The following is a 23,567-nucleotide window of genomic DNA, read 5'->3' as shown; positions in this document are numbered from 1 at the left end:
GAAAAGAGGAAGTACTCGAAGCAGTAAAACAATGTTCCATTTATCTTACGATGATCTTTTTGTGAATAGAGAATAATTCTAGAAGAATGTTGAATAATAATCCTCTAAGAACTTATTTGTAAGCTCGTCGATTTTATCAGTACACTCTTCTTCATTAATGATCTTTCTAAAGTGATCAAACTTTTTATTCAGAGCACTAACTCTTTCGATTTGATCGCGCATATTCAGATAATCTTCTAGCTTTTGGATAAGATCCTCATTACCTGTTTCTAAAATTTCTAGATATTTTGACTCACGATTTTCAGACGTAATAAAATACCCTTTATCACAAAGCTCATTATTTAAGCACATGTAGCCATAGAAGGTATAACCGCTAATTGAGGCAAGGTCTTGCGTAACAACCATACGGGCCTTTTTAATAGCCGATTCTCTCGCAAAATTATAATCACTTGAGTCACCACTAATAAGTTTAATCTCGTGTGGCATGACTTCGTTATATTCAATTGGTTTAACAATTCTAACTTCGATACCTTCTGTTAGAGCATGCTTAATAATTGACGCAGACACAGCGGAAAGATTTAAAAGCTTTTCCTGTCTTTCAATTGGATCTAGTGTATGAGGAAAAACATTTGTCACATACCAATGTGACCCGCGATCCTCAACTGAAGCAACATCATATAATAACATAATTAAATCCTTTTAATATTTAATAGTGACAACCACAATTGTTATGGCAAGAACAAACTGCATTACAGTTACAGTCAGAGTTACAAATACAGTCAGCTCTAATTGTATTATAGTAATTTAAAACTTCTTGTAAGTGAGTTCTTGTAAAATGCTGCCCTCGTTTATTCCATCCTCTCGACATTGATGAACCTCCAGCTGATGGATCATCTGCCGTACGTGGTCTATTATCCGCAGGAGATACACCACTTGGAGCAGGCGTGTAGCCCCATGTTATATCATTAGCAGGTGTAAGCTGATTAATTCTTCCTGTCATATTAGCGGCAACATTATTAGATATAGTTGCTCCCCTAGCATAAGAGTCAGTAGGGTTCCCAGGGTTGTACATTGCATGACTTCGGTAACGAGCTAATTCTGCTGCAATAACATTACGTAAGGCCCTAACATGGCTACCGTAAACAATACCACCACTAACAATACCAGAGCTTAATCCATAGGTTCTATTTGCAGAACAAACACCACGGTGTCCAGAACAAGTTGCTGTCCCTGTATTGTGATAAGTACAGTGTCCACCACTACATGCCATTTGTTACCTCCTTGTCCATATACTCTTCTCTAGTCATCGCATTTGCAGAGAATATATGTTTTTGAACGGCCCTGTCGATTTCACCAAATGTTTTAAAGAAACCACAAAGCTCGTTAACCCAATTATCTGTCCACTTTTCAAAGAAGTCTGTCTTTTCACTTTTCTCATGACTTGCCACAGGACAAATCATACAAGTTGTAGCGACACAGTCCTGACAGTCTTTGTGAATTTTCTTAAGAGGTTCTTCAAATTTTTGAGTATAAGCACTAATCTTTTCAACGAACGCATCATCGTTGATATCACTATAAGCCAACTCTTCTTTATGTTTCGAATAAATGGCCCCGTGACAAGCATAGAGATTTCCACGTTGATCAATAGCGGCCATATTATAACCAGCAGAACAGTGTTTACGATTATCTTCGCCACCAAACCATGAACAAAGGTAGCGTCCATTTTCATTATAGAATTCAATTTCTCTCTTAGCGATTTTTAAAAACTCTGCTCTAAAGATCTTTATCGCATCCTTTTTCTCATCTAGAGAAAATTTCGTAATATAATCAATTGTTGGTGAGTAGCTAATATTGATATCCTTAGAAACTTTCCAAAGAAGCTTTTGAATATCGTAATAATCTTCCCAACAAGAATAAAGACTTTCCATGCTATCAATTGGAAGAGTCGCCTTCATACTTACATTGATCCCAAGACCAGCAAGTTCGTAAAGATTATTAATGACATGATTACTTGAAGGCTTTTTATTCTTCATCAATCTGTAACTATCATTAACCGCGCGTCCATCGTACGACACCTGAACATGCAATTTACTCGTATCAACATTCTCAATAATCTTCCTCATATTGTGAATATTGAAAGCGTTAGTATATAAGTGAAAGTCAACATTCTCATGATCACGATACTTATTCATTAACTCGATAATGAAATTTGGATTGAGAGTAGGCTCTCCTCCCCAAAGGGAAATATTTAAACCATCATACTTACTTTGAAACCAATTCTTATCTGCAAGAATACTATCGATTCTTTTAAAAATGACTGGTAGCTCATTATCAAGTCGGGCCTTATCGACCTTCTCGCCTTCAAAGCAGTAAGTACAATTTAAATCACATAACGCTGAGGTTGTGATTTCAAGGGTAAAGTATTTCTTTGCGACACGTTTTTGAGACGCTTTTGCAGGATTTTCAAAATTGTAGGCGACCATTATTCTATCTCCACGTTGAGAATCTCATCTAAAATATTATCCAATTTTTCGTCTGAAACTTTTTCTTCTTCAGGCTTAATCATTGATAATATTTCATCTGCTTCGAGCATAAGTTTTTCACCATACTCTGGAGCAATTGGCATCATATGCTTACCTGCTTCAAATAAATGTTCAGCAGCTAAGTACATACTTCGATTTAATGCTTTAAGATTCATAAACTTCTCTTTTCAAGATTCTAGTAAAATATTTATTTGACCTTATTTCAGAAATCATGCGTTGTACTTCCTTATAAAAATGGCGATACATTATGCAAATATTCTCAATAGGCCCTTCGTTCTTAATGTTCTCATATAAACAACCTTTTCTACAGAATTTTTTTACACTGCAACTCTCACATGCGGCCATCTTCTTATATTCTGGAATTTTTAGATATAAGTCGTCATCTTTGAAGCGATTACAGGCAATTAGCTTATCTTCGGAAAAAGATAAGTGAGTATCTCCTGCTCCGCAATAATCAATTGTTATATCTTTTGCTGTGTAACGTAGAATATGTCTTAGGTAAGTGAGAATTATTTGTGGCATCTCAACTTCGTCGACATTTTCAATATACCAGTCAACTAATTCACTGAAGCCTTCGTTAACAGCATTCGCACTTTCTTCTGTCCAAACATCAACATCTCTAATTAATGTGAGATCTGGATTTAAGTTTAGTACTTTTTTGATATAGAGATGATTTTCAAGAAGATTACTATTGCCAGCATAAATCATAGAGTGGCAAGTGAGATCATTAAGCTGCTTTATAATTGGAAGTTTCTTTTCATATAAGTAATTTGTGCCACGACTATCGTGCTGTTTACGATTAATATCCTGCCACAGGCCATCGTAGGACAAAGAGACACGAATCTTATTCTTATTTAAGAAATCGACCTTCGCCTGGTCGAGTAGTAAACCATTTGTTGGCATATAGAATTGAACATTCTCTTCGTCTTTTAATTCATTTGTAACAAAGACAATCTTATCCCAATGAAGAAGAGGTTCTCCGCCATAGAAATCCACTTGAATCATCTCGTCAGGTTTTTCTTTACGAACCTTTTTATATGACTCAAGAAATAGATCTGTATTTATCGATTTCTTCGAAAGCTTATCAACATTGCAATAGCTACAATCTAGATTACAAGCTTCCGAGAAAGCTATTGATAAGACTATCATAGTAGACCTTTTATTACTTTACTTTCACCCAGTGGCGGCCATCGACAACGATTTGATGATTCTTATCGCCAAATGAATCCTTAAGCTCAGGCTTCTTATAAATCGCAACAAGTCTTTCTGGATAGTCACGTTTTTCTTCTAATGTCATCTCAGTCAAGTTTCCGTGCTCATCATTTGTCAGAGGAGTTCCAGGATCATAGTCTTTGTCGACATAGGCAAGTACCCAACCACCAATTGCGATTGGCACTTCAAGACCAGCATTACCTTGTCCAACACCAAAACCAAAAGTATCTGAAGCAATCCCAATAACACTTTTCTGGCATCTTTCTGTACAAATTCTTGCACCTTCAATTGTGTCGAAATAACATTTACCAGGTTTTAATTCATCATTTAAAAGCTGGAAGTCTGCAATATCATTCCAGACAGAATTCCAAACTTTAGAAGCCTTAAATTGATTTGAGAAATATAAATCAGCACCTGTATTTACAGAATGCGCTCCAGTACTTGAGTTTATTGATGCTCTTCTTAGAGTTGACATAGATATTCCTCCATTTTTTATTTCTTCAAATATATGGATATAGTATATAATAAGTTTATGAAACGAAGAAATTTTATTTTCACAACCATATTCTCTTTATTTACGTATAAAGCGTTTGCACATAGCTTTTTTAGAGTGAAAAGAAAATCTGGCAATAACTTTCTTATTTCAAGTGCTGATAATACTTGTGTAACGCTTAAAAGCGGTATGACGTATAAACTTCCAGAAAACCCTACTGATATAGACTCTATTATCAATTTTCGTGTTCAAAAATCAAAATGGAGTAAGTCTCCAGTAATCGACCCTACCAATCGTCGAATTGCCTCAAAAAATGGTCTTTTTGATGTTGAAAAGAACGTCAACCTAGATGAATCTCGTAATTTCACACTTCAGTATGTGTGTGAGGATATGGGCTGGATTGTTCTTTCTTAGTGACCAGTAAGTCAGCAAATACCAAACTAATAAGCACAACATTTCCAACAAACTCGATCTTCATGAAGACAACTGTCAACATGTGAAAAACAATCATCACTTGTGCCCAGTACTTAAGATAGTACTTATTTTGAAAATAGAGAACTAAACCAGATAACTCAATTAATAGAACTAAAATACCTGCAATAAAAAACATGCTTGAAGGAATAACACTAATCCAATCCGCAGGATTACTTTTAAGGACAATAGACTTTAGACCAGAAAAGTTCAGGTAAGAATTAAGATCATCAGAGAATATCCCTATTACTCCATAGTACAACTTCCAAAAACCAGACATAAAATAAGCAAGTGTGATCAAAAGCTTTGAAGTATTCAAAATCTTTTTATCTGGAATAAGTGCAATAACAACGGAAATGTAAAACCAGAGAAATAGATCATGATCAAAGTCTGCTCCATTCATTAATGCAATTAACACCATAAGAACAAGACTATAGGCAATTCTAAAATGCTTAGTTTTAAAGTCATTTATACAACCTATGGTTATAGGTATTAAGACAAGTGATGGAATCAGTATCGTTTTGAATGGATAGACCCAAAGAATTAAAGATTTGAACCAATTTTCATTTGAGTCAATGGGTGTTAAATCAAAAAGAAAATAACTAATGAATGAAAAAGTAAGTGAATAAAATACTTTAACAATTAATTGCTGACTCACTTAACTCTCACATAGCTAAAAAGTTGCCAACTAAAGAATGGATAGATATTTCCACGATAACCAAAGATCTCGCAGAAGATTGAAATCGTAATAAATAATGAAACTACTATGACTTCAACCTTCTTCACTAAGCAATGACCTCAAAGAAGTTAGGAAATGATTTTTCGACACAGTCCTTATTCTCTAGATTACCTCCACCATTAACTAACTGGTAAAGATAAGAAACCATTACCATTCGGTGATCTCGAGGAGGAACGATATCAACAGATCGTCCATCAGGCTTTCTGCCAATAATTTCGAGATAATCTTCCTCTACATGATAGTGATGTTCAATATCATAGAGCTTCATTAAGTCCATGACAGCATTTAAGCGATCTGACTCTTTATGAATAAGAACTTCAACACTTCTAATGATTGTTGCACCAGCTGCGTATGAAGCGAGAAAGCATAGTGTTGGTATAAGATCTGGACAATCACGACAATCCATTTCAAATCCGTTTAAGTTATCCATGCCGTTGAATAAGAGACCGTTGGCGGTAAAGTCAAACTGACCCCCTAATTCCTCGAGAAGTCCTATAAACTTACTATCAGCTTGAAAGCGATCGATCCCTTTACAATTCTCAACTAGTACTGGGCCAGTTAAACAGGCATAGGCCAATGGATATCCTAACGAACTAAAGTCGACTGGAACTTCAAAAACTTGTTCCCCATTCTTAAAACGCTCGATGAGGTTTAATGTCATGTCCCAGTATGGACGACTCGTTGTTAAATTAATAGGCTCCACATCAATATCACGTGGCGATAGTGCCATTGCAAGACCTGTTGCAAATTGCGTTGAGCGACTACAATCAACTTCATACACCCCTCTAGTGATGCTCATAGGCCCTTGAACTTGAAACCATGTATTTTCATCTCTAGTCACAACGACATCAAGATCATCAAGTACATTTGCAAGCTCATCCATAGGTCTTTCAAACATTTTCTCACTTGGTATCAAGCTATATTTATTTGCTCCTCGAGCGAGTAACGGTATGATAAATCGATTTGTGGTTCCACCATCGCCTGAATAAAGTTCTATAACATCATCTGTTGCAATCTCACACTCAGGAAAAGAGCCACGAATGATAATGCCATCTTCAGCTTTTTCAATTGTAAGACCAATACTGTCCAGACAACTTAGCATATTAACAACATCAGTTGATTCCGGCATATTCATAAGCTGTACGTCTTGTGGGTAGATTGCAGCGAGGATAAGCGCACGATTGGCAAATGACTTAGATGAAGGGACTTTTATTTTCTTAATGAAATCTTTAGTTGCTCCCTTACCATTAGCGTAATCAAGTAAATACTGTCTAATATCATCAAGAGAAACTGTCTGGATCGTAGGTGCTCCAATTCCATTTGGCAGAATCACTTCAATTGCATTACGACTGACAACTTTCTTATCCTTTGCGATATAATCCATCATCTCATCAACCGGTAGAGAATCTTCCCAAGGACACATTAGAGCGTCTAAACCGAAGATACCTGAAAATTGATTTAGGAATTCATTTTCTTCATCACGGTGGAAAATATTAAAGATTAGCTTCAGTCCCCAATAGACAGCAACACCGTGTGGAAGCTCATATACTTTTTCAATTGCATGACCTAAAGTGTGTCCAAGGTTAAGAACCTTTCTAATTCCACCCTCTTTAAAGTCTTGCTCAACAATTTCTTGCTTATACTTAGCACAACGAAGAGTAATCTCTTCAAAACTTGCTTCATTATTAATTAGGTTAAATACTTGCTCATCAAGGAAGTAGTATTTCGCTAACTCACCTAGACCAGAGATAAAGTCTTCTTCTGCTAGCGTCTCTAAAAACTTTGCACAAATATAAATATTCTCAGGGAGGTGAAACGCACCTATTAAGTTCTTTCCAAACTTTGAGTTAACTGCAACTTTGCCACCTATACTTGCATCGATCATTGAAAGAAGTGTTGTAGGAATAACACTCCATTTAATTCCTCTTAACAACAAAGAGGCTACAAGACCTGCAAAGTCTGAACATGCCCCTCCACCGATAGCGACAAGGTGTGCGCCACGGTGAACTCCTTTTTCAATAAAGAACTCACACGCTCTTTCAACTTCAGAGATATTTTTACAATCTTCACCAGCAGGGGCGATATAGATCTCAATCCCTTCTCTTACATCAATAAGGTCGAGATAGAGACTATTAATATTAGAGTCTAGAACAACGAGAATTCGGTCAGAATCAATCTCATTCAATATTTTGTTTACGTCATTAATTTCTTCAAATAGCTTAATTTCAGACAAATTATACCTCGTATGCCTTCTGTCTTAGAAAGTGATCCGCCAATACTACCCTAACCATTGACTCTACGACAACAACGGCCCTAGGTAAGATACATGGATCATGACGGCCTTCTTTTGCATTGGCTCCAACTGTTGAAGTTGGTTTGAAAGTTAGATCAAGATTAATCATCTCACCATTGCTGATACCGCCTTCGATGCCACCAAAGTTAGCACTATCTGCACTTACCTCTTGTCCACTCATATCGGCCATCTTTGAACCTGCACCAAAAGAAAATGCAACACATGCCCCAATAGATAAAACGGCCTTTGCGAGATCTGCTTTTAATTTATCAAAGGCAGGCTCACCTAAACCAACCGGACAGTTTTCTATATTAACAGAAATTCTCCCACCAACTGAGTCACCTTTGGCCTTAAGATCAATGAGATATTTTTCAATTTCACTATCTTTCGATGGATCACCAAAGTTATATATTCCAAGGTTTTGTGGAAAACTCTTAATTATATTTTCACATTCAAACGGCCCAAGCTTAGAAATAAAAGCATTAACTTTTACTTTAGGAAGAACCAAACTCGCAAAGTAGCCGGCAACAACTCGCGAAACCGTTTCACGTCCACTACTGCGTCCTCCACCACGATGATCTCGAATACCGTACTTTAGGTCATAAGTTCGATCAGCGTGTCCAGGGCGATAATTATCTTTTAATTTATCGTAATCTTTACTTCGTTGATTAGTATTGCGAATAATAACTGCGATAGGAGTTCCCAATGTTTTACCTTCAAAAACGCCAGAAAGAACTTCGGCTTGATCAGGCTCTTTTCTTGCTGTTACTCCCTTAGAACGTCCAGGGGCCCTCTTATCCAGCATTGCCTGTAGGTCATCTAAATTAAAATCAAGTCCACTAGGGACACCATCTAAAACAACCCCAAGGGCAGGGCCATGTGACTCACCAAAGGTAGTCATTGAAAACATTTTTCCGTATATACTTCCGCGCATTATAACTCCTATCTACCTATTATCACCTTAAATAAACAAATATTCCAATCGCGACTGCTAGGTAAATATGTTATTAATTACAAATGGAAAACTTAAAATATCTAAAAGATGTCATGGATTTAGAAAAGGTCATTGAGGGCCTAGAGAACGCAACAGACGAAGAATTGAAGCGAATCGATTTTCTAAACAAACAACTTAGCAACAAGACTGAGTTAATCGATCAACTTAATCTACAACTAACTGAAACTAAAGCGAATTTAAGTTCTCTTGAGAAAGAACTCTTCGACACGGATAAAAAGCTCGAACAAGCTAAGCAGAATTTGAATTCTGTTACGAGCGGCCAACAAGAAGAGGCCATTCAAAAAACGATTTCCTCACTTGAAGAAGAGTCCAACAATAAACAAGATATAATTTTAGAACTTCTTGAAAAAGCAGAGGAGACAGAGACGACGATTTCTGAAGCTAAAGAATTTGTTAAGGGAGTCAATGAGACAATCTCTGAAATCAATGAAGAGGTTGCAGGGATTAAATTAGCCAATGATTCAAAAATTAGTGATATCGAAAATCAAATTGCCGGTCTTCTAGACGAAGTAGGTCTTCAGGCCAAGGAGCTTTATCTAAAGGCAAAGGTTAAGCACAACCACACTGCCGCTACATTTCTCCAAGGAAATAGCTGTGGAAGTTGTCGTCTAACATATTCTGCTGGTGAATGTAGTGAATTCAACAAAGGGAATGATTTAATTCTATGCCGAGGGTGTGGAAGATTAATTCTCCCAAGCACCCTACGAACACTTTAATTTTTTATTGAAAGTGGTTACCAAGCTTTCCGTAAATATCAAGTAAGCTGAAGTATAGTTTTTGTCTGCGACTAATGTACTCAACAAACTTATTCTCTGTACTAATAAGTCTTTCTTCTGCTGAAATCACATTATCAAAGTCGGCACGGCCACGAGAGTATAATTTGTTATACTCCGCAACTGAAAGAGTCGCTAACTTATGTCTTTTAAGAACAAGATCAATTGTCTTATCAATTAGACGAATTGTATTTTTAAGAGCATCTAATTGATTCTTAGTTCTTATCTTTGCTAGGCGATGCTGATATTCAGTATTAAGCTTATTAATTCTTGCTTCTTTTAAATTATTCTTTTCAACTGTCATACCAAGTGGGATTACAATCTGTAGGCCAACTTCAGTCGCATCATTATCAGAACCGAATGTTCCATCACTAAAGACATTTCCACTTCCCGCAACTGTATAACTATTTGTCTTGTAAGCACCACTCAATTCAATCGTTGGAAATACTGAGTTGTCATACTTTTCGATAGCTGTATTTAACGCCTCAAGTTTCTTACTTAATGCCTGAATAGTAAGATTGGAGTCGATTTCTCCATCGGTGATTGTTTCCATTTTAATTTTTTCAATTTTATATAAATCGATATCATTAAATGAGTGAGATCTTTCTAGCTTACTCTCTAAAGATTTCTTGTAAGTTTCAAGCTGAGACTCTAGTTCTGCATGCTCTTCACCAACAGAGTTAACAGACGCTTGAGCAGAGTAGAGATCAACTCTTTCCTTAAGGCCATCTCTTACTTGCTTTTGAACAAACTTAAGTCTTTTTTCAGCTCGCTTCATCGCTTCATCTTTTAGCTGAATAAGGGTCTTTGTTTTTTTGTAGTTATAATATGTTTCGATAAACTCAAGAACATTTTGAGAAACTTCAGCATCAAAAGCATACTTAGATGAATAGACATTCTTTTCAGCAATCTCAATGTCAGCATCGTCATTGCGACCAAAGAAGTTCTTTCCTAGATCCTGAGTATATGAAACCTCTTGGTTATATCCCTCGTATTCAGTTCCACCACTAAAATCAATATAAGATCCTGTGATCGAAAACTTACCACCCCAGACATTTTCCTTAGATAATTCCACACCAGAGTTGAATGCCTTGTATGTATTTACTAAGTTTGGATTATTTGGATTTGAAATAAGGCCAACATCATCATGTTGAGCAAGAATACCTAATGTCCAAGGCCTCTTATCTCCAGATTCAAGTTCAAGAGTTAGTTTAGAAAGCTCAAAATTGTAACTCGCTTCTTTTACTTCTGTTGAATCTTTTAAATATTCACGAACATAATTCTTTAGATTTGCACTTGCTGAAAATGACACAAGGGCCAATAATATATATTTCATCAATTCTCCATGGCGATTGGCTATGTAACTTATACGAATATAATTAAAAAAAGTTTTAGCATACTCAAATAAAGCATGACTAGCTAGTGTGTAAACCTTTGACATTCAGCGTGACATAGGGCATAAATCTGCAAAGAGTTAAGGAGACTATCGCTGGTTTATTATGCTTCGGTGTAATAGACGGGAGGAAAGTCCGGGCACCATATGGCAGCTTAGCGGGTAACGCCCGTCGGTCGTGAGACTAGGACAAGTGCAACAGAAAGGAAGTACAGGGGTTTGAATTCGATTGGGGTAGCTTCGGCCGGCCAATCAGTGAGAGATTCGTCTCACCTGCTGTAGTGAAAACAGGTAAACTCTAGGCGGTGCAAGCTTGAATAGGTCGACTCATGGGGTAGCCAGCCCTTGTTGACGGGTTAAGCGCTCGAGCCAGTGGGTAACTGCTGGCCTAGACGAATGATAGTCCAATACAGGACCCGGCTTATACCTTAACTCTTCTTTTTACATGTGCCGCTCTCGCGGCACATTATTCATTCAATTCAGGAGGACAAGATGAAATACCCTCAGCCAAAGAAAATCCCACACGAGACAAAAATTCATGACCAAGTTTTAACTGATGACTATTTCTGGATGAGAAATCGTGAAGAAGATAACGACGTGATGAAATTTCTCAATGAAGAAAATGAGCTCTTTAAAAGCTATCTAAGTGATTCTGAAGAACTTAAGAATACAATTTATGAAGAATTAAAATCTCGAGAGCTTCAAACTTATGAAACATGTCCATACCCTCATGATGAGTATGAGTATTTTGAAAGGTATGAAGAAGGTAAAGACTATCCAATCCACTTTCGTCGCCACGTTGGTTCAGATGAAAGACAAGTCTGCCTTGATGAGAATGAGTTAGCAAAAGGACGCGACTTTCTTGATGTTGGTGCATTTGAAATTTCGCCATGTCATCGCTATTTAATCTATACAATCGATGATAACGGCGATGAGCTTTATGATCTATATATTAAAGACTTATCAACAAATGAAATCATCCTAGAGGGACCAAAGAAAATTAACAGTGGCCCAGTTTGGTTTAATGATTCGAAACACTATGCCTATATTGAAATGGATGAAAATATGCGTCCATTCAAAGTTCACGTCACTGATATGACAAACTCATTTGATAAAGTTATTTATACTGAAGAGTCTGGCGAGTATTTTCTAACTGTCGAAGAAACAATGGACCACAGGTACTTACTTATTAATGCTGGTGGATCAGCAAATAATTCAATTTCATATATTAAAGCTGATGCTAGTGATTTGAATCCAATTGAAATCTTCCCAAAAGAAGATAAGATTGAGTACACAGTAGAATCAGATGGTGATGATTTCCTAGTTCTAACAAATAAATTTAGTGAAAACTTCTCTATCCTCAGAACTCCTATTGCAAAACCTGATTATGCTTCAGCGACGGTTGAGGTTGAAGGTAGCAGTGAAAGATACCTTACAAACTTAAATGTATTTAAAGATTTTAAAGTTGTAAGCTTCCGCGAAAAAGGGCTTAATCACTTTCTCGTAATTAAAAGCGATGAAAGAAAAGAAATTACATTTCCTGAAGACGCCTATCATGTAGGTGGAGGAAATAATGCAAATTTTGATACAAAGATCTATCGTTATAACTATAGTTCTCCTACTACGCCAAGTACGACATTTGACTACAATGTAGAAACAGGAGAATCAAAGCAAGTTCACCAAGTAGAAGTTCCTGGCTTTGATCAACATAAATATGTCGTTGAAAGAAAATTTATTCCATCTCATGATGGAGTGCTCGTTCCAATGACAATCATTAGAGCAAAGACAACAAAAGTTGGAGATCCAAATAAGTGTCTTCTTTATGGTTATGGATCTTATTCGATTTCAATTCACCCATGGTTTAACCGTAATAATATCTCACTTCTTGATCGTGGCTTTGTCTATGCTATTGGTCACATCCGTGGAAGTTCGACAATGGGACGTTCATGGTATGAGAACGGAAAATTTTTAAAGAAGCAAAATACATTTAAAGACTTCTATGCTTGTGTCAAATACCTTATCAAAGAAGGCTATACTGCTAAAGGTAAGATTGGAATTATGGGTGGAAGTGCCGGTGGTATGCTTGTTGGTGCAACAATCAACCTCGATACGGAAAATCTAATTGGAGCCGCTTGTGCAGATGTTCCATTCGTTGATGTTCTAAACACAATGCTTGATGACGGCCTTCCTCTAACTCAACTTGAGTATGAAGAATGGGGGAACCCTAACGATAAAGAATATTTTGAATACATTAAATCATATTGCCCGTATTCAAATATACAAGAGAGAGAATACCCAGCAGTTCTTGCCATTGCAGGTCTAAATGATCCTCGTGTTACTTATTGGGAACCAATGAAGTGGACTTATAAACTTCGTGACTATGCAACAGATTCTCGAGTTAAACTTCTTTGGACAAATATGGATGCGGGACATGCTGGTGCTTCAGGACGCTTTGAAGCATTCAAAGAGTATGCTGATATCTACACTTTCTTTATTAAAGAATTAGAATAATATTTTTAAGTCTTGGGGAGAAATCCCCAGGATTTTTGTCATCTTGGTTTTCTTAATCTCCTTAGACCAAATAAAACCTAAAATTTCATCACCATCTAAAATCAACTTCATCTCACCCTCTCCTTGTCCAGGGCGAACACAACTCTCATTTGAGTGAGGTTGCTTAGAATAATCATAAACACGTATCCAACCATCAGTTAGAATTTCACGTATGATAGCAATATGACCAGTATCTCCACTATTAGGAATAGTGTTTTTACGCCATAGTATTAAGTCACCAACTAATAACTCACTTAGGCGATGCTTAACAGGAGATGTATTTTCTATTGCATCAAAGAGCTCATAAACACGATCATAAGGAAGGCCAATCCCATCATTTAGAAGAATATCTTTAATGGCCGTGAAACAATTTACTTTCATTAGATCTTAGCAAGTGCCTTACTTGTTGCCGTTGAGATATTCAATTTTTCATTGAGCTTATACTTTCTAAAGCTACCAGTGTAACTCTTTTTAAATTCAGCATGTGAAATCTCAAGAATATAATTTGTGATCTTATACTTTGTGATAGCTGTTTTGTATTTTTTCAACTTCTTATAAGATAGCTTTGAGTCAAGCTCAGGATATTGCTTAAGCTTCTTATCTTCACTACTTAAGATGAAAGTCGGGCATTCAATTTGACCAGATAGCCACTCATCATCAGCTTTTCGATAACCAAGTATAGAGTCCTCTTCTTTAACGATAACTCTAAGCAGATCGAGTTCATAGGTTTTAGCTATTTTCTTAACAGGAATCTCCGGATACTCAAGAGCATCTTTTGAATTTCCTGCAACACAGTCTTTATAAACAGGGCATCCCACGCAATTTGCACTACGTGCCTGACAATAAATACGACCAAGATCCATTAGGGCCTCATTAATATCGCGCCCCTTGCACTTTGCAATTTCAGGAAACTCTCCTTCTTCAAATTTTTTCTTTATTAACTTTTGAAGCTTAGGTCCTTTGGCACCCTTAAGGCCATAAATACGGCTAACGACTCTTTCAATATTAGCATCAATTGAAAGAGCGCTCTTATTTTGTCCAATACTTATAATAGCATTGGCCGTGTACTCTCCAATTCCTGTAATTGAAATTAGATCTTCATACTTCGTCGGAATCTTACCGTTGAAGTTTTCGACAATATCAATTGCTGCCTTTCTAAGATTTCGAGCACGTCGATAGTAGCCAAGACCTTTCCATGCAACACAAATCTCTTCTTCAGTTGAAGAGGCCAATGTCTCAATATTTGGATAGATTGAAAGAAATCTTTCGAAGTGATTTTGAACTGTACCTACAGTTGTTTGTTGCAACATAATTTCTGAAACAAGTGTCTTGTAGACAGTTCTATTTCTTCGCCAAGGAAGCTCTGTATAAGTGTCTTTCGACCATTTTAGAAGTTTTTTAAACATGATTATTTGTAGCGATTTCTACTATTTTTGACAAGATGCTTTTAGCGTATCTGCTAATTTCAATAGATCTTCTGGATAAAATCCCTTACTTCCGACGCCATGTACCTTAGCACCGATATTACTCAGGAAATCCATTAGCTCACCCTTGGCCTCATCAATATCTGTGAGGACAAATAAATGCTTCGCATCTGAGTTTTTCAGCCAACGAATGATCTTCTTCGTGTTATTTCCACCCTTTGTTTGGCACAGATAGAGGTCATTCTTTATTTCTCTGATAGAAGAGTCAAAGGCTTTGATTGTGACAGGACAGCCGTAAGATAAGCGACTGACAAAACTTCTGCGATAACAAGTCTCACCACTTTTTGACCAGTCAGAATTTCGAAGAGATGCACTTGTATCAATCCAGATTTCATACTTAGGTGCTTTTTTCTTTTCAACCTTCTTGGCCTTGCCACAGAAAATATCAAAGTATGCACCAGTACAGCGAATCATATTTGAATCAATTGTATTCTCGACGGCAACTTCTTTATCGGGAGTTCCATATTCTTGATCGACGTAGTCTTTTCCAGACTTACCAATCATATAACCTGTTTGTGGATCAAAGCATCCATCACCCATCTCCACACAGTGATCATCGTTTTGTGCAATTTTACGAGAAATATTTTTATAAAGAATTTGTTCCAAAAGAGTTTGCTTAGGTGCTGCAGATAAAAAGACAAATTCCACCGTTTGCGGGAGTGCAACTACCGCAGATGAAATTAAGAATGCAAGGAGTGCCTTTTTAAAGTGCATTAAGCAATCATTCCCCTTTGTCTAAAATATCTAAATAAGTCATTTCCAAGATCGACGATTAAATCTCTAGCGTCGATATCAAGACTTAAAAAGTCAGCAACGTAAGCCTTTTGTCTTGGTGTAAGTTGGGCCATACGCTCTTTTAAAACATCTTCGTTACTAGTATCAGTAACAAATGGCATTGTTCGTGTCTTTCCACCAATCTTCATAGTTGGATTAGCATTAACTTGAGCATTTCCAGTTGTGCCACTTTTAATCGTGTCAACAAGAGCATCCTCAAATCCACCTGCTGTGGAAGTTTGTTGTTGTGGCCGCGTCTGCTGTGCTGGCTGCTCTTTCTTTTCATCACCTTTATAGAATTTAACAAGTCTTATAAAGTGATCAGTAAAGTGCTCTTCGACAAAATCGATCATTTCATGAAGTGGAATATCCAATTCAGCAGTAATTTTAGCAACTACCTGAGGGTTAATCTCAGTTGTCTTCATCGAAAGAAAGCGAGAGACCGTCGAAACCCCAAGTCCTGTTGACTCAGCAAGGTCTTTTTGTGTCATCGGCCCTCTCACCTGCATGTACTTTCTAATAATTCCTAAATAATCGTCTAATTTCTCTTTGTTAAATTCAGACATATACTTCTCCTTGCAAATTGAAATACCTATAACTTATTGATATTTCATAAAGGTGCAATTGCGGCCTGAAATTTTATGCCCCAAAAGTCCCTAATATCATTATCGGTTTTAATTTTTATTTCTTGATGCAATTTTATTGCTTGACGCAACCAGTCAAGAATGGTTATGATTCAAGTGTGGATGAACTAATCCACAAATTAAGCAAGGCTTGGAGGGATCACATGGCCACTTTAACAAACTTCATTATGACTGAGACATTATCTGACTTCAAAAATGGACAGTATGAAGTAATTGAAAAAGAGCTAGTAAAATCAAGTGATTTAAGTAACTTAACCATATCTGGTTCTCTCTTCTCTCAAACCACTTTTATCGCTGTTAACTTCAAGTCTTGCATTTTTTTTGGATCAAAAATGAGAGAGTGTAAATTTATCAACTGTACGTTTGAAAATTGCAACTTCGAATTTTCACATATTGAAGGATGCAATTTTGATGGATGCAAGATCATTGGGAATACATGGAAGTATTCCACTTTAAAGAATTCAATCATTGAAGATTGTGAACTGGATCTTGAAGTCTATAAGGTTATCAAAGATGGTGACCAGAATAAATTTGATATCTTTGAAGAAACTCAAGATATCGAAGAAATTAAGGAAGAAGTTGAAGAAGTTCTAAGTTTTGAAGCCGCTCTTATTGCTTCACCCAACCAATGGGGAACGAGCTTACTCAACTTTATTAAATCTGCTGCTTAAATTGAAATTTTAAAGACGCCTGGCAATCGTGTTTACGTCACTAGTCTCAAGGATAATACGGCCAGATACAAATCTTTTATAGAGACGATATATCATACCTAGTCTTGTTCTACTGGATGTAGATAAGCAGGAAATCTCGCAACTGATACTTGCTCTCGGGCCAACTCTCTCTCAAAGGTGTTGGCCTTCTTTTTTACATTTTACTATAAAAGCAACCAATGGATTCTTTATTTCTCATCGATGACTTAACGATCATTGTTGAAACTTCAATGGCATTTCTTAAACCAATTAAGCTGTCATCAAGTTTGCAACTGCGATAGAAACGAGAAACCTCGTCATTGATTTCATTAAACATTGCAAGCGCTCGCTTAAGTCGATTTGTCGTTCTTGAAAGACCAACATAATTCCACATTGTAAGCTTTAAAGTCATCCAATCCTGTTGAACAAGGGCCTTATCAATTGAAGCGTACTCTTCTTGCCAATTCTTAATTTGCAGATGAGAGTAAAGATTTTCCTCTCCTACAGTCTTAGAAATATCAATGGCCGCAAGATAGCCCCAAGTTAAGCCTTCAAGCAGCGAAGTTGAAGCAAGTCGGTTTGCTCCATGAAGTCCAGAACAAGAAACCTCACCGACAGCGTAGAGATTCTTGATTGAAGTTTGCCCCTTCATATCAATCTTAACTCCACCACAAGTATAATGAGCGGCAGGTACAACAGGAATTGGTTCCTTAGTCATATCCACACCGTGCTCTAGACAGTGCTTATAGATCGTTGGAAAGCGCTCTTTAATCCACTCTCCATCTTTATGTGAAATATCGAGATAAACACACTCGTGTCTTGTCTCAATAGTTTCTTCCATTATTGAGCGGGCCACTACATCACGAGGAGCTAGCTCCATCTCTGGATGGTACTTGCTCATAAATCTCTCGCCATTACAGTTAACGAGAATTCCCCCTTCACCTCTAACTGCTTCAGATACTAGAAAACGTCCATGTGAAGATGAATCATAGAAAGTCGTTGGGTGAAATTGAATAAATTCCATATCAATGATGTCGGCACCTGCTCTCTTTGCCATGGCAATACCATCACCACGACTTGCTCCAGAGTTTGAATGGTGAAGATAAAGTGCACCGACTCCACCAGTGGCCAGTACTGTCTTCTTGGCCATCGCCTTAACAACATTGCCCTTTTCTTGATTTAAAAGATAAGCTCCAAGGATTTTTCTTTCTTCGTAACGCTGAGAAATTGAAATTCCATGGTGAGAAGCTGTGATTAAATCAATGGCCGTATGTGCTTCAAGGAAGTGAACTGTTGGATAGCGCTTTTGGTCCTTAAGTAAATTTAAAAGACTGATTTGAATTTCCTTACCTGTGTAATCACCACGGTAGAGAATTCGCTCAATTGAGTGAGCCGCTTCCTTTGTATATTTTAATGAGTTATTCTCATCTCTTTCAAAATTAGCATTCGCTTTCTCCAATAAGAGCTCATCAATTGCTATTTTTCCAAAGTTTTTTAGTGTTTCAATCGCTTGAGGATTAGAAGTATTTGAAGAAGCAACTTGAATATCCTTTCCGAGAGCATCATCACTTGCATTTGGATAGATAATCCCACCTTGGGCCCAATATGTATTTGAAACCTGAGGATCTTTCGCTCTTGTAACAATCCCTACTTTTAAATTACTCTCTGCAAGTTTTGCTGCAGTGGCAAGCCCAGCAATTCCACAACCTAAAATAAGAACATCAAAGTCGTAACTATTCAACTGTTTACCCTCTTGCGTACTTTAGTGATAAGTCCACTGCTGGAGCATCATAAGTAAGGGCCCCAATGCTAATGGCATCGACACCTTCTATTAAGTAGCTCTCTAATGTATTTAAACGAACTCCGCCTGAAACTTCAAAAGTAACACCTTTTGGCTTCTGTTTTACCGCTTCCTTAATTTCCTCTGGAGAAAAGTTATCAAGCATAATATGTCTTACACCTTCACCAAGTGCAATTTGTAATTCATTAAGATCGTGAATTTCAACCTCAATTGGCGTGTAGAAAGAGTTCTTTGACTTAAAGAAATCAATTGCTTCTTTTACACCACCAAAAAATGACTTGTGATTATCTTTAACCATCCACATATCACTTTGGCCGAAGCGGTGGTTATTTCCTCCACCTGTGACAACAGCATATTTTTCAAGAGCACGATAACCTGGAAGAGTCTTTCTTGTATCAAGAATTTTGACTCCGCTATCCAGAGCAAGTGTTGCAAATTTATTAGTATATGTTGCAATTGATGATGCTCTTTGAATTAAGTTAAGAGCAATACGCTCACCTGTAAGCGCAATTGAAAAAGGAAGTTTAAATTCAATTTCGGCCATTTCATCTTTAGTGTATTTTTGGCCTTCATATTTCTTAAAATCTTCGTAATTTAAGTTCGCACCTAGGTAATTAAAAGATTCAATAAAGTATGGCAGGCCACACAGAATCATGTCATCTTTAATCTTTAACTTACAGTGAACCTCATCATTTGGAAGAGACTGAATATAGTTCAGGTTACGACTTAGATCATCTTCTTTAAAATAAGTTTCAATCGAATCCTGTAGTGCTTTATTTACCAATAAATTCATTTCGCAATTACTCCGTTTAGATGCTTTTTCTACCATTTTCAAATGAGAAAAAAAACTCCCGAAACCTTCAAAAATCCTGTTAATTACTCAAATTTGACTTATAAAGCTGCAATGCGTTTCAATATTATCTTTCTTCTAGCGTTTTTACTCATTAATCCCCTTTTTCAAGGGAATGACAATAGGCAGTATTCACGTCCACCAAAGCTAAAGCTACCTGTAAAAACCAAGACAAGCTTTGTTAAAAAACATGAATTCTATTTCTATCGTTCAGTTTTAACCGGACAAAAATGGGGACTTGATAAAGGGCTTAAAAGAAAACTTGCTCACTTAAACCTTCTTCACCTAATGACTCCATCTGGACTACATTTAAGCTCACTCTTTCTTATTTTCTATTTCTTAAGAAGAAGATATCCTAGATTTTCCAACCTAGTTGAGCTCACTCTATGCTTAGGCTTTTACTTCTTTCTCCCAGGTTATTATTCATTTAGACGAGTGGCCCTCATTCGAAGTTTTTTTATTTTAAACAAAGTAAGAGAGACTAATTACTCTAAGATGCAAGTATTTCTCTTCTTTCTAATTACAGATTTCTTCTTTGGTACTTATCGCTACTCACCCCTATCATTTTATTTGAGCACTCTATTTCTTGGCCTAATTTTTTCAATTAAAGAATATCGAATCTATAAGATGTATCTTCTCTTCTTTGTTGCTCAGCTTTTTATTGCACACAAATTTACGGGGATCATTTATCCAGCAACGATTATTCTCTCGCCACTACTGACAAGTTTCTTCACTCTCATCTATCCCATCCTATTCTTCAATCTCTTCTTTATTGAATACTTTAACTACGCTCAATGGTTTATTTCAGCTTATACAGCTTTAATAGAATTAAGCTATGATATCGCGCAAGCGCTAGGCTTTATTCATGTGAATTTTCTCATTTTAATTGGTGTGATTATTTACTCACAAAAAACAAGGAAACATGCCTTAGCACTAATAACAGTTGGTCTAGTTAGTGATCTGCCAAGAGATAGCTTCACGATTATGCTCAGTGAGATAGGCATTCGCTTGTGAAAAAGGTTTTGAACCAAAGAAGCCACGATACGACGAAAGTGGAGAAGGGTGAGGAGACTTAATCACTAAGTGTTTTGACTCATCAATATTTTTTCCCTTCTTTTGAGCAGGGCCACCCCAAAGAATAAAGACAACATTTTCACAGTGCTCATTGATGATATCAATAATCTTTGCCGTAAACTTCTCCCATCCCTTTTTGTGATGAGAGCCGGCCTGTGCCTTACGAACAGTTAGACAATTATTTAAGAGAAGAACCCCTTGCTTTGCCCATTCTTCTAAATATCCATGTTCAGGAATATCTAGCCCAAGGTCTTCATTTAGCTCTTTATAGATATTTCTAAGAGAAGGTGGAATTTTTACACCTTTTTTCACAGAAAAACTTAGACCGTGGGCCTGCCCTTCTCCGTGATAAGGGTCCTGTCCAAGAATAACAACCTTCACATTCTCTAGTGAAGTAAGATTCAAGGCTGCAAAGAACTCTTCAGGCCTTGGATAGATGACTTCCTCTTCTGAATCAAGAAACTCAGATAGAGAAATCATATAATCTTTTTGGAATTCAGCTTTTAGATATTTAAGCCAGCCCTTATCATTTAGGTATTCAATCATAAGAGCTGGCCTTGGTATTAGTAATTTAAAAGTTTGTTAAGTTGTTCGTATACGTCTGAAACTTGTGGAAGAATATAATCTTCTGAAGTTGGACAGTAAGCAACGTGTGAATCTTTTGCAGCTACACGAAGGATTGGAGCATCAAGTGCCTCAAAGCATTCTTCGTTAACACATGCAGCGATCTCACCAGCAAAACCTGAAGTCTTAGTTTCTTCATGACAAATAAGAAGACGATTTGTTTTCTCAAGTGACTTCTTAATTGCGTCCATATCAAATGGTGCAAGAGTACGAAGATCGATTACTTCAACAGTCTTACCTGTTTCTGCTTCAATTTTCTTAGCAGCATCAATTGATTTTTGAACAAGTGCTCCCCAAGCAACAACAGTAGCATCAGCACCTTGTTTTGCAATACGAGCTTTACCAAATGGAATCATATATTCTTCACCTGGATCTGCTGTACGGTTATAACCTTGGTAGTAAAGGTGCTTGTGTTCTAGGAACATAACTGGATCGTCTGATCTGATTGCTGTTCTTAGAAGACCAGCGGCGTCTGCCGCATTTGATGGGAAGACAACTCTGATACCTGGAACGTGAGTAAATAGAGACTCTCCACATTGTGAGTGATAAATCGATCCACCTCTTAGGTATCCACCGATTGGAACACGAACAACCATTGGACACTTGAAGTCTCCACCAGAACGGTAGCGAGTCGTCGCCATCTCATTCTTAAGTTGCATATATGCAGTCCAGATATAGTCAAAGAATTGGATCTCAACAACTGGCTTAAGCCCTCTCATTGCCATACCGATTGCACGACCGATGATATTAGCTTCAGCTAGTGGTGAGTTAAATACTTGTCCTTCTAGAGATGCTCTTTGAACACCTGAAGAAACCTTGAATACACCACCCTTTCCTTTTAGATCTGGGTTATTAAGTCTTTCAAGATCAGAGAAGTCTGCAACGTCTTCACCAAACATTCTAAGAAGTGGGTTCTTAGAGAACTCAGAACGAAGAACAGCGTTGATTGCTGATGCCATTGGTACATCGTCTTTACCTTCGAAAGTCCCTTGAGTTTCAAAGTCTGAAGAAGTTGGATCAACATCATGTGAGTATAGGTGATCTAGTGCTGTTTCAGGAGCAGGCCATTCAGTATCAACTGCTTCCTTCATTGCACGTCTTACTTCAATTGAAACCTCTTCAAGAAGATCGTTAACTTCTTTCTCAGTCATCACACCTAGTGCAATAAGAGTTTTTGGGTAAGAGTTAAATACATCAACTTGTTTTTCCTGCGCTAACTCATCTTTCGTACGATACATTGATTGATCATCAGAAAGAGAGTGAGAGTATGGACGAGTTACATGAGAGTGAAGAAGAACTGGCCCCTTACCTTCTCTAATATGCTTCGCTGCTTTTTCAGCTGCTTTATATGATTCAATTGGGCAATTACCATCACATTCAATAATTTTTAGACCTGGGAATTCATCTAGTGCTTTTGAAATTGAACCACCAGGAGTTTGCATTGAAGTAATTGTAGAAATAGCATAACCATTATCTTCAACGTGAAATAGAACTGGAAGCTTATTTGCACAAGCAGTTGTAAGTCCTTCCCAGAACTCACCTTGGGCAATTGTTCCATCACCACATGAAGTATAAACAACTTCTGCGTCTTCAACTAAGAATTTAGAAGTATCAAACTTATGTTTTTCTTTAAGTTCTTTTAGAGCAAGGCCTGCTTCAGCGACACCACATGCTTGAAGGAATTGAGTTCCTGTACATGATGATTTCTGAACGATATTTAGTTTTACGTTACCCCAGTGAGCTGGCATCTGACGTCCGTGAGTTGCAGTATCTCCGATATTACCATTTGCTTGGCAAAGCATTTCATATGGAGTTACACCAAGACCAGTACATAGTGCTCTGTCACGGTAGTATGGAATAAACCAATCGTGAGCTGGCTTAAGAACTTTTGCAAGAGCAGATAAAACACCTTCGTGTCCTGCACCAGAAATTTGGAAGAATGCAGTTGATTGCTTCTTCATTGTGATCTCAGCATCATCAAGTTTTCTTGAAACGAAAACGTTACGAAGCATCCAAACAAGATCCTCTTTTGAAAGATTATATTTTTTAATGATCTCTTTTTTCTTATCTAAGTTGGTAGAACCCACATTTGATCCTTTTGCAGTTTTATCAAGCATTTAACGCCCCTTTTTAAGTGGAGCTAGC

Annotated in this window: 24 protein-coding genes and 1 other RNA gene; 6 read left to right on the top strand and 19 right to left on the bottom strand. The window is 37.1% G+C overall.

From position 1 onward, the window contains the following. Window positions 1-78 precede the first annotated feature (78 nt). Genes ABMA76_RS08975 through ABMA76_RS08950 form a run of 6 tightly spaced genes read right to left on the bottom strand, consistent with a single transcriptional unit; the run spans window position 79 to window position 4,230 of the window. The gene (locus tag ABMA76_RS08975) at window positions 79-687 is read right to left on the bottom strand and encodes a hypothetical protein (RefSeq protein ID WP_392909807.1); all 609 of its coding nucleotides are present in this window, start codon (window positions 685-687) and stop codon (window positions 79-81) included. Between the two features lie 19 nt (window positions 688-706). Continuing rightward, window positions 707-1,270 (bottom strand): hypothetical protein, encoded by a 564-nt coding sequence (locus ABMA76_RS08970; protein WP_393061415.1) that lies wholly within the window; start codon window positions 1,268-1,270, stop codon window positions 707-709. After that, entirely contained in the window at window positions 1,260-2,483 is a 1,224-nt protein-coding gene (locus tag ABMA76_RS08965; RefSeq protein WP_393061413.1) for a radical SAM protein, read from the bottom strand. The genes ABMA76_RS08970 and ABMA76_RS08965 overlap by 11 nt, the downstream gene beginning before the upstream one ends. Then, window positions 2,483-2,698 (bottom strand): hypothetical protein, encoded by a 216-nt coding sequence (locus ABMA76_RS08960; protein ID WP_392909804.1) that lies wholly within the window; start codon window positions 2,696-2,698, stop codon window positions 2,483-2,485. Before ABMA76_RS08960 ends, ABMA76_RS08965 begins: the two co-directional genes overlap by 1 nt. Continuing rightward, window positions 2,688-3,692, bottom strand: coding sequence for a radical SAM protein (locus tag ABMA76_RS08955; RefSeq protein WP_392909802.1), 1,005 nt, complete (start codon window positions 3,690-3,692; stop codon window positions 2,688-2,690). Before ABMA76_RS08955 ends, ABMA76_RS08960 begins: the two co-directional genes overlap by 11 nt. Before the next feature lie 13 nt (window positions 3,693-3,705). Further along, window positions 3,706-4,230 carry a hypothetical protein gene (locus ABMA76_RS08950; protein ID WP_392909800.1) on the bottom strand — a complete coding sequence of 175 codons (525 nt, stop codon included), beginning with the start codon at window positions 4,228-4,230 and terminating at the stop codon, window positions 3,706-3,708. 57 nt (window positions 4,231-4,287) lie between these two features. Here ABMA76_RS08950 and ABMA76_RS08945 point away from each other — a divergent pair, with 57 nt between their 5' ends. Beyond that, window positions 4,288-4,662, top strand: a complete 375-nt coding sequence (locus tag ABMA76_RS08945; protein WP_392909798.1) for a hypothetical protein — start codon at window positions 4,288-4,290, stop codon at window positions 4,660-4,662. On the opposite strand, the gene ABMA76_RS08940 is transcribed toward ABMA76_RS08945, so the two are convergent. Genes ABMA76_RS08940 through aroC form a run of 4 tightly spaced genes read right to left on the bottom strand, consistent with a single transcriptional unit; the run spans window position 4,613 to window position 8,685 of the window. Beyond that, a complete protein-coding gene (locus tag ABMA76_RS08940; protein ID WP_392988974.1) occupies window positions 4,613-5,377 on the bottom strand; it encodes a hypothetical protein in 765 nt (254 codons plus the stop codon). The two genes, ABMA76_RS08945 and ABMA76_RS08940, sit on opposite strands and share 50 nt — an antisense overlap. Beyond that, window positions 5,374-5,505, bottom strand: a complete 132-nt coding sequence (locus tag ABMA76_RS08935; protein ID WP_392909794.1) for a hypothetical protein — start codon at window positions 5,503-5,505, stop codon at window positions 5,374-5,376. The genes ABMA76_RS08940 and ABMA76_RS08935 overlap by 4 nt, the downstream gene beginning before the upstream one ends. Next, complete coding sequence (locus ABMA76_RS08930) at window positions 5,505-7,691, bottom strand: hypothetical protein (RefSeq protein WP_392909792.1); 2,187 nt, start codon at window positions 7,689-7,691, stop codon at window positions 5,505-5,507. Before ABMA76_RS08930 ends, ABMA76_RS08935 begins: the two co-directional genes overlap by 1 nt. Window position 7,692: 1 nt before the next feature. Further along, on the bottom strand, window positions 7,693-8,685 hold the full coding sequence (gene aroC / locus ABMA76_RS08925; RefSeq protein WP_393061411.1) for a chorismate synthase: 993 nt from the start codon (window positions 8,683-8,685) through the stop codon (window positions 7,693-7,695). Window positions 8,686-8,768: 83 nt separating this feature from the next. Here aroC and ABMA76_RS08920 point away from each other — a divergent pair, with 83 nt between their 5' ends. Then, on the top strand, window positions 8,769-9,482 hold the full coding sequence (locus ABMA76_RS08920; RefSeq protein WP_393061409.1) for a zinc ribbon domain-containing protein: 714 nt from the start codon (window positions 8,769-8,771) through the stop codon (window positions 9,480-9,482). Window positions 9,483-9,486: 4 nt separating this feature from the next. Here ABMA76_RS08920 and ABMA76_RS08915 read toward each other — a convergent pair whose 3' ends face one another. Beyond that, a complete protein-coding gene (locus ABMA76_RS08915) occupies window positions 9,487-10,875 on the bottom strand; it encodes a TolC family protein (RefSeq protein WP_392909787.1) in 1,389 nt (462 codons plus the stop codon). 134 nt (window positions 10,876-11,009) lie between these two features. Here ABMA76_RS08915 and rnpB point away from each other — a divergent pair. Together rnpB and ABMA76_RS08905 are read left to right on the top strand one after the other, a co-directional pair. Continuing rightward, window positions 11,010-11,372: RNase P RNA component class A (rnpB, locus tag ABMA76_RS08910), an RNA gene on the top strand. A gap of 52 nt (window positions 11,373-11,424) precedes the next feature. Next, the gene (locus tag ABMA76_RS08905; RefSeq protein WP_392909785.1) at window positions 11,425-13,443 is read left to right on the top strand and encodes a S9 family peptidase; all 2,019 of its coding nucleotides are present in this window, start codon (window positions 11,425-11,427) and stop codon (window positions 13,441-13,443) included. Here ABMA76_RS08905 and ABMA76_RS08900 read toward each other — a convergent pair. From ABMA76_RS08900 to ABMA76_RS08885, 4 genes are read right to left on the bottom strand one after another with little or no spacing between them, the layout of a single operon-like run. After that, window positions 13,435-13,863: a hypothetical protein gene (locus tag ABMA76_RS08900; RefSeq protein WP_393061407.1), complete on the bottom strand. Its 429-nt coding sequence runs from the start codon at window positions 13,861-13,863 to the stop codon at window positions 13,435-13,437. The genes ABMA76_RS08905 and ABMA76_RS08900 overlap by 9 nt on opposite strands. Next, on the bottom strand, window positions 13,863-14,888 hold the full coding sequence (locus ABMA76_RS08895) for a hypothetical protein (RefSeq protein ID WP_392909781.1): 1,026 nt from the start codon (window positions 14,886-14,888) through the stop codon (window positions 13,863-13,865). The genes ABMA76_RS08900 and ABMA76_RS08895 overlap by 1 nt, the downstream gene beginning before the upstream one ends. 21 nt (window positions 14,889-14,909) lie before the next feature. After that, window positions 14,910-15,680, bottom strand: coding sequence for a hypothetical protein (locus ABMA76_RS08890; protein ID WP_392909779.1), 771 nt, complete (start codon window positions 15,678-15,680; stop codon window positions 14,910-14,912). Then, complete coding sequence (locus ABMA76_RS08885; protein ID WP_392909777.1) at window positions 15,680-16,306, bottom strand: helix-turn-helix domain-containing protein; 627 nt, start codon at window positions 16,304-16,306, stop codon at window positions 15,680-15,682. Before ABMA76_RS08885 ends, ABMA76_RS08890 begins: the two co-directional genes overlap by 1 nt. A gap of 221 nt (window positions 16,307-16,527) precedes the next feature. Between ABMA76_RS08885 and ABMA76_RS08880 the strand changes: the two genes are divergently transcribed. Further along, complete coding sequence (locus ABMA76_RS08880; protein ID WP_393061405.1) at window positions 16,528-17,055, top strand: pentapeptide repeat-containing protein; 528 nt, start codon at window positions 16,528-16,530, stop codon at window positions 17,053-17,055. 193 nt (window positions 17,056-17,248) lie between these two features. Here ABMA76_RS08880 and nadB read toward each other — a convergent pair whose 3' ends face one another. Both nadB and nadC read right to left on the bottom strand, forming a co-directional pair. Continuing rightward, window positions 17,249-18,814, bottom strand: a complete 1,566-nt coding sequence (gene nadB / locus ABMA76_RS08875; RefSeq protein WP_393061403.1) for an L-aspartate oxidase — start codon at window positions 18,812-18,814, stop codon at window positions 17,249-17,251. A 4-nt stretch (window positions 18,815-18,818) separates the two neighbouring features. After that, on the bottom strand, window positions 18,819-19,667 hold the full coding sequence (gene nadC, locus ABMA76_RS08870; RefSeq protein ID WP_392909771.1) for a carboxylating nicotinate-nucleotide diphosphorylase: 849 nt from the start codon (window positions 19,665-19,667) through the stop codon (window positions 18,819-18,821). A 42-nt stretch (window positions 19,668-19,709) separates the two neighbouring features. Between nadC and ABMA76_RS08865 the strand changes: the two genes are divergently transcribed. Further along, on the top strand, window positions 19,710-20,738 hold the full coding sequence (locus ABMA76_RS08865; protein WP_392909769.1) for a ComEC/Rec2 family competence protein: 1,029 nt from the start codon (window positions 19,710-19,712) through the stop codon (window positions 20,736-20,738). On the opposite strand, the gene ung is transcribed toward ABMA76_RS08865, so the two are convergent. Together ung and ABMA76_RS08855 are read right to left on the bottom strand one after the other, a co-directional pair. After that, on the bottom strand, window positions 20,673-21,344 hold the full coding sequence (gene ung, locus ABMA76_RS08860) for a uracil-DNA glycosylase (RefSeq protein ID WP_392909767.1): 672 nt from the start codon (window positions 21,342-21,344) through the stop codon (window positions 20,673-20,675). The genes ABMA76_RS08865 and ung overlap by 66 nt on opposite strands. Before the next feature lie 17 nt (window positions 21,345-21,361). Then, window positions 21,362-23,539, bottom strand: a complete 2,178-nt coding sequence (locus ABMA76_RS08855; RefSeq protein ID WP_392909765.1) for a thiamine pyrophosphate-dependent enzyme — start codon at window positions 23,537-23,539, stop codon at window positions 21,362-21,364. Between the last annotated feature and the right edge of the window lie 28 nt (window positions 23,540-23,567).

Source organism: Halobacteriovorax sp. ZH5_bin.2, from assembly GCF_043196375.1.
Taxonomy (GTDB): domain Bacteria; phylum Bdellovibrionota; class Bacteriovoracia; order Bacteriovoracales; family Bacteriovoracaceae; genus Halobacteriovorax_A.
This window is presented reverse-complemented; position numbering and strand designations above follow the sequence as displayed.

Excerpts from the sequence above, each read along its gene's own strand:
- ABMA76_RS08975 (WP_392909807.1), bottom strand. The coding sequence starts at position 687 with ATGTTATTATATGATGTTGCTTCAGTTGAGGATCGCGGGTCACATTGG.
- ABMA76_RS08970 (WP_393061415.1), bottom strand. The coding sequence starts at position 1,270 with ATGGCATGTAGTGGTGGACACTGTACTTATCACAATACAGGGACAGCA.
- ABMA76_RS08965 (WP_393061413.1), bottom strand. The coding sequence starts at position 2,483 with ATGGTCGCCTACAATTTTGAAAATCCTGCAAAAGCGTCTCAAAAACGT.
- ABMA76_RS08960 (WP_392909804.1), bottom strand. The coding sequence starts at position 2,698 with ATGAATCTTAAAGCATTAAATCGAAGTATGTACTTAGCTGCTGAACAT.
- ABMA76_RS08955 (WP_392909802.1), bottom strand. The coding sequence starts at position 3,692 with ATGATAGTCTTATCAATAGCTTTCTCGGAAGCTTGTAATCTAGATTGT.
- ABMA76_RS08950 (WP_392909800.1), bottom strand. The coding sequence starts at position 4,230 with ATGTCAACTCTAAGAAGAGCATCAATAAACTCAAGTACTGGAGCGCAT.
- ABMA76_RS08945 (WP_392909798.1), top strand. The coding sequence starts at position 4,288 with ATGAAACGAAGAAATTTTATTTTCACAACCATATTCTCTTTATTTACG.
- aroC (WP_393061411.1), bottom strand. The coding sequence starts at position 8,685 with ATGCGCGGAAGTATATACGGAAAAATGTTTTCAATGACTACCTTTGGT.
- ABMA76_RS08920 (WP_393061409.1), top strand. The coding sequence starts at position 8,769 with ATGGAAAACTTAAAATATCTAAAAGATGTCATGGATTTAGAAAAGGTC.
- ABMA76_RS08915 (WP_392909787.1), bottom strand. The coding sequence starts at position 10,875 with ATGAAATATATATTATTGGCCCTTGTGTCATTTTCAGCAAGTGCAAAT.
- ABMA76_RS08905 (WP_392909785.1), top strand. The coding sequence starts at position 11,425 with ATGAAATACCCTCAGCCAAAGAAAATCCCACACGAGACAAAAATTCAT.
- ABMA76_RS08900 (WP_393061407.1), bottom strand. The coding sequence starts at position 13,863 with ATGAAAGTAAATTGTTTCACGGCCATTAAAGATATTCTTCTAAATGAT.
- ABMA76_RS08895 (WP_392909781.1), bottom strand. The coding sequence starts at position 14,888 with ATGTTTAAAAAACTTCTAAAATGGTCGAAAGACACTTATACAGAGCTT.
- ABMA76_RS08890 (WP_392909779.1), bottom strand. The coding sequence starts at position 15,680 with ATGCACTTTAAAAAGGCACTCCTTGCATTCTTAATTTCATCTGCGGTA.
- ABMA76_RS08885 (WP_392909777.1), bottom strand. The coding sequence starts at position 16,306 with ATGTCTGAATTTAACAAAGAGAAATTAGACGATTATTTAGGAATTATT.
- ABMA76_RS08880 (WP_393061405.1), top strand. The coding sequence starts at position 16,528 with ATGGCCACTTTAACAAACTTCATTATGACTGAGACATTATCTGACTTC.
- nadC (WP_392909771.1), bottom strand. The coding sequence starts at position 19,667 with ATGAATTTATTGGTAAATAAAGCACTACAGGATTCGATTGAAACTTAT.
- ABMA76_RS08865 (WP_392909769.1), top strand. The coding sequence starts at position 19,710 with ATGAGAAAAAAAACTCCCGAAACCTTCAAAAATCCTGTTAATTACTCA.
- ung (WP_392909767.1), bottom strand. The coding sequence starts at position 21,344 with ATGATTGAATACCTAAATGATAAGGGCTGGCTTAAATATCTAAAAGCT.
- ABMA76_RS08855 (WP_392909765.1), bottom strand. The coding sequence starts at position 23,539 with ATGCTTGATAAAACTGCAAAAGGATCAAATGTGGGTTCTACCAACTTA.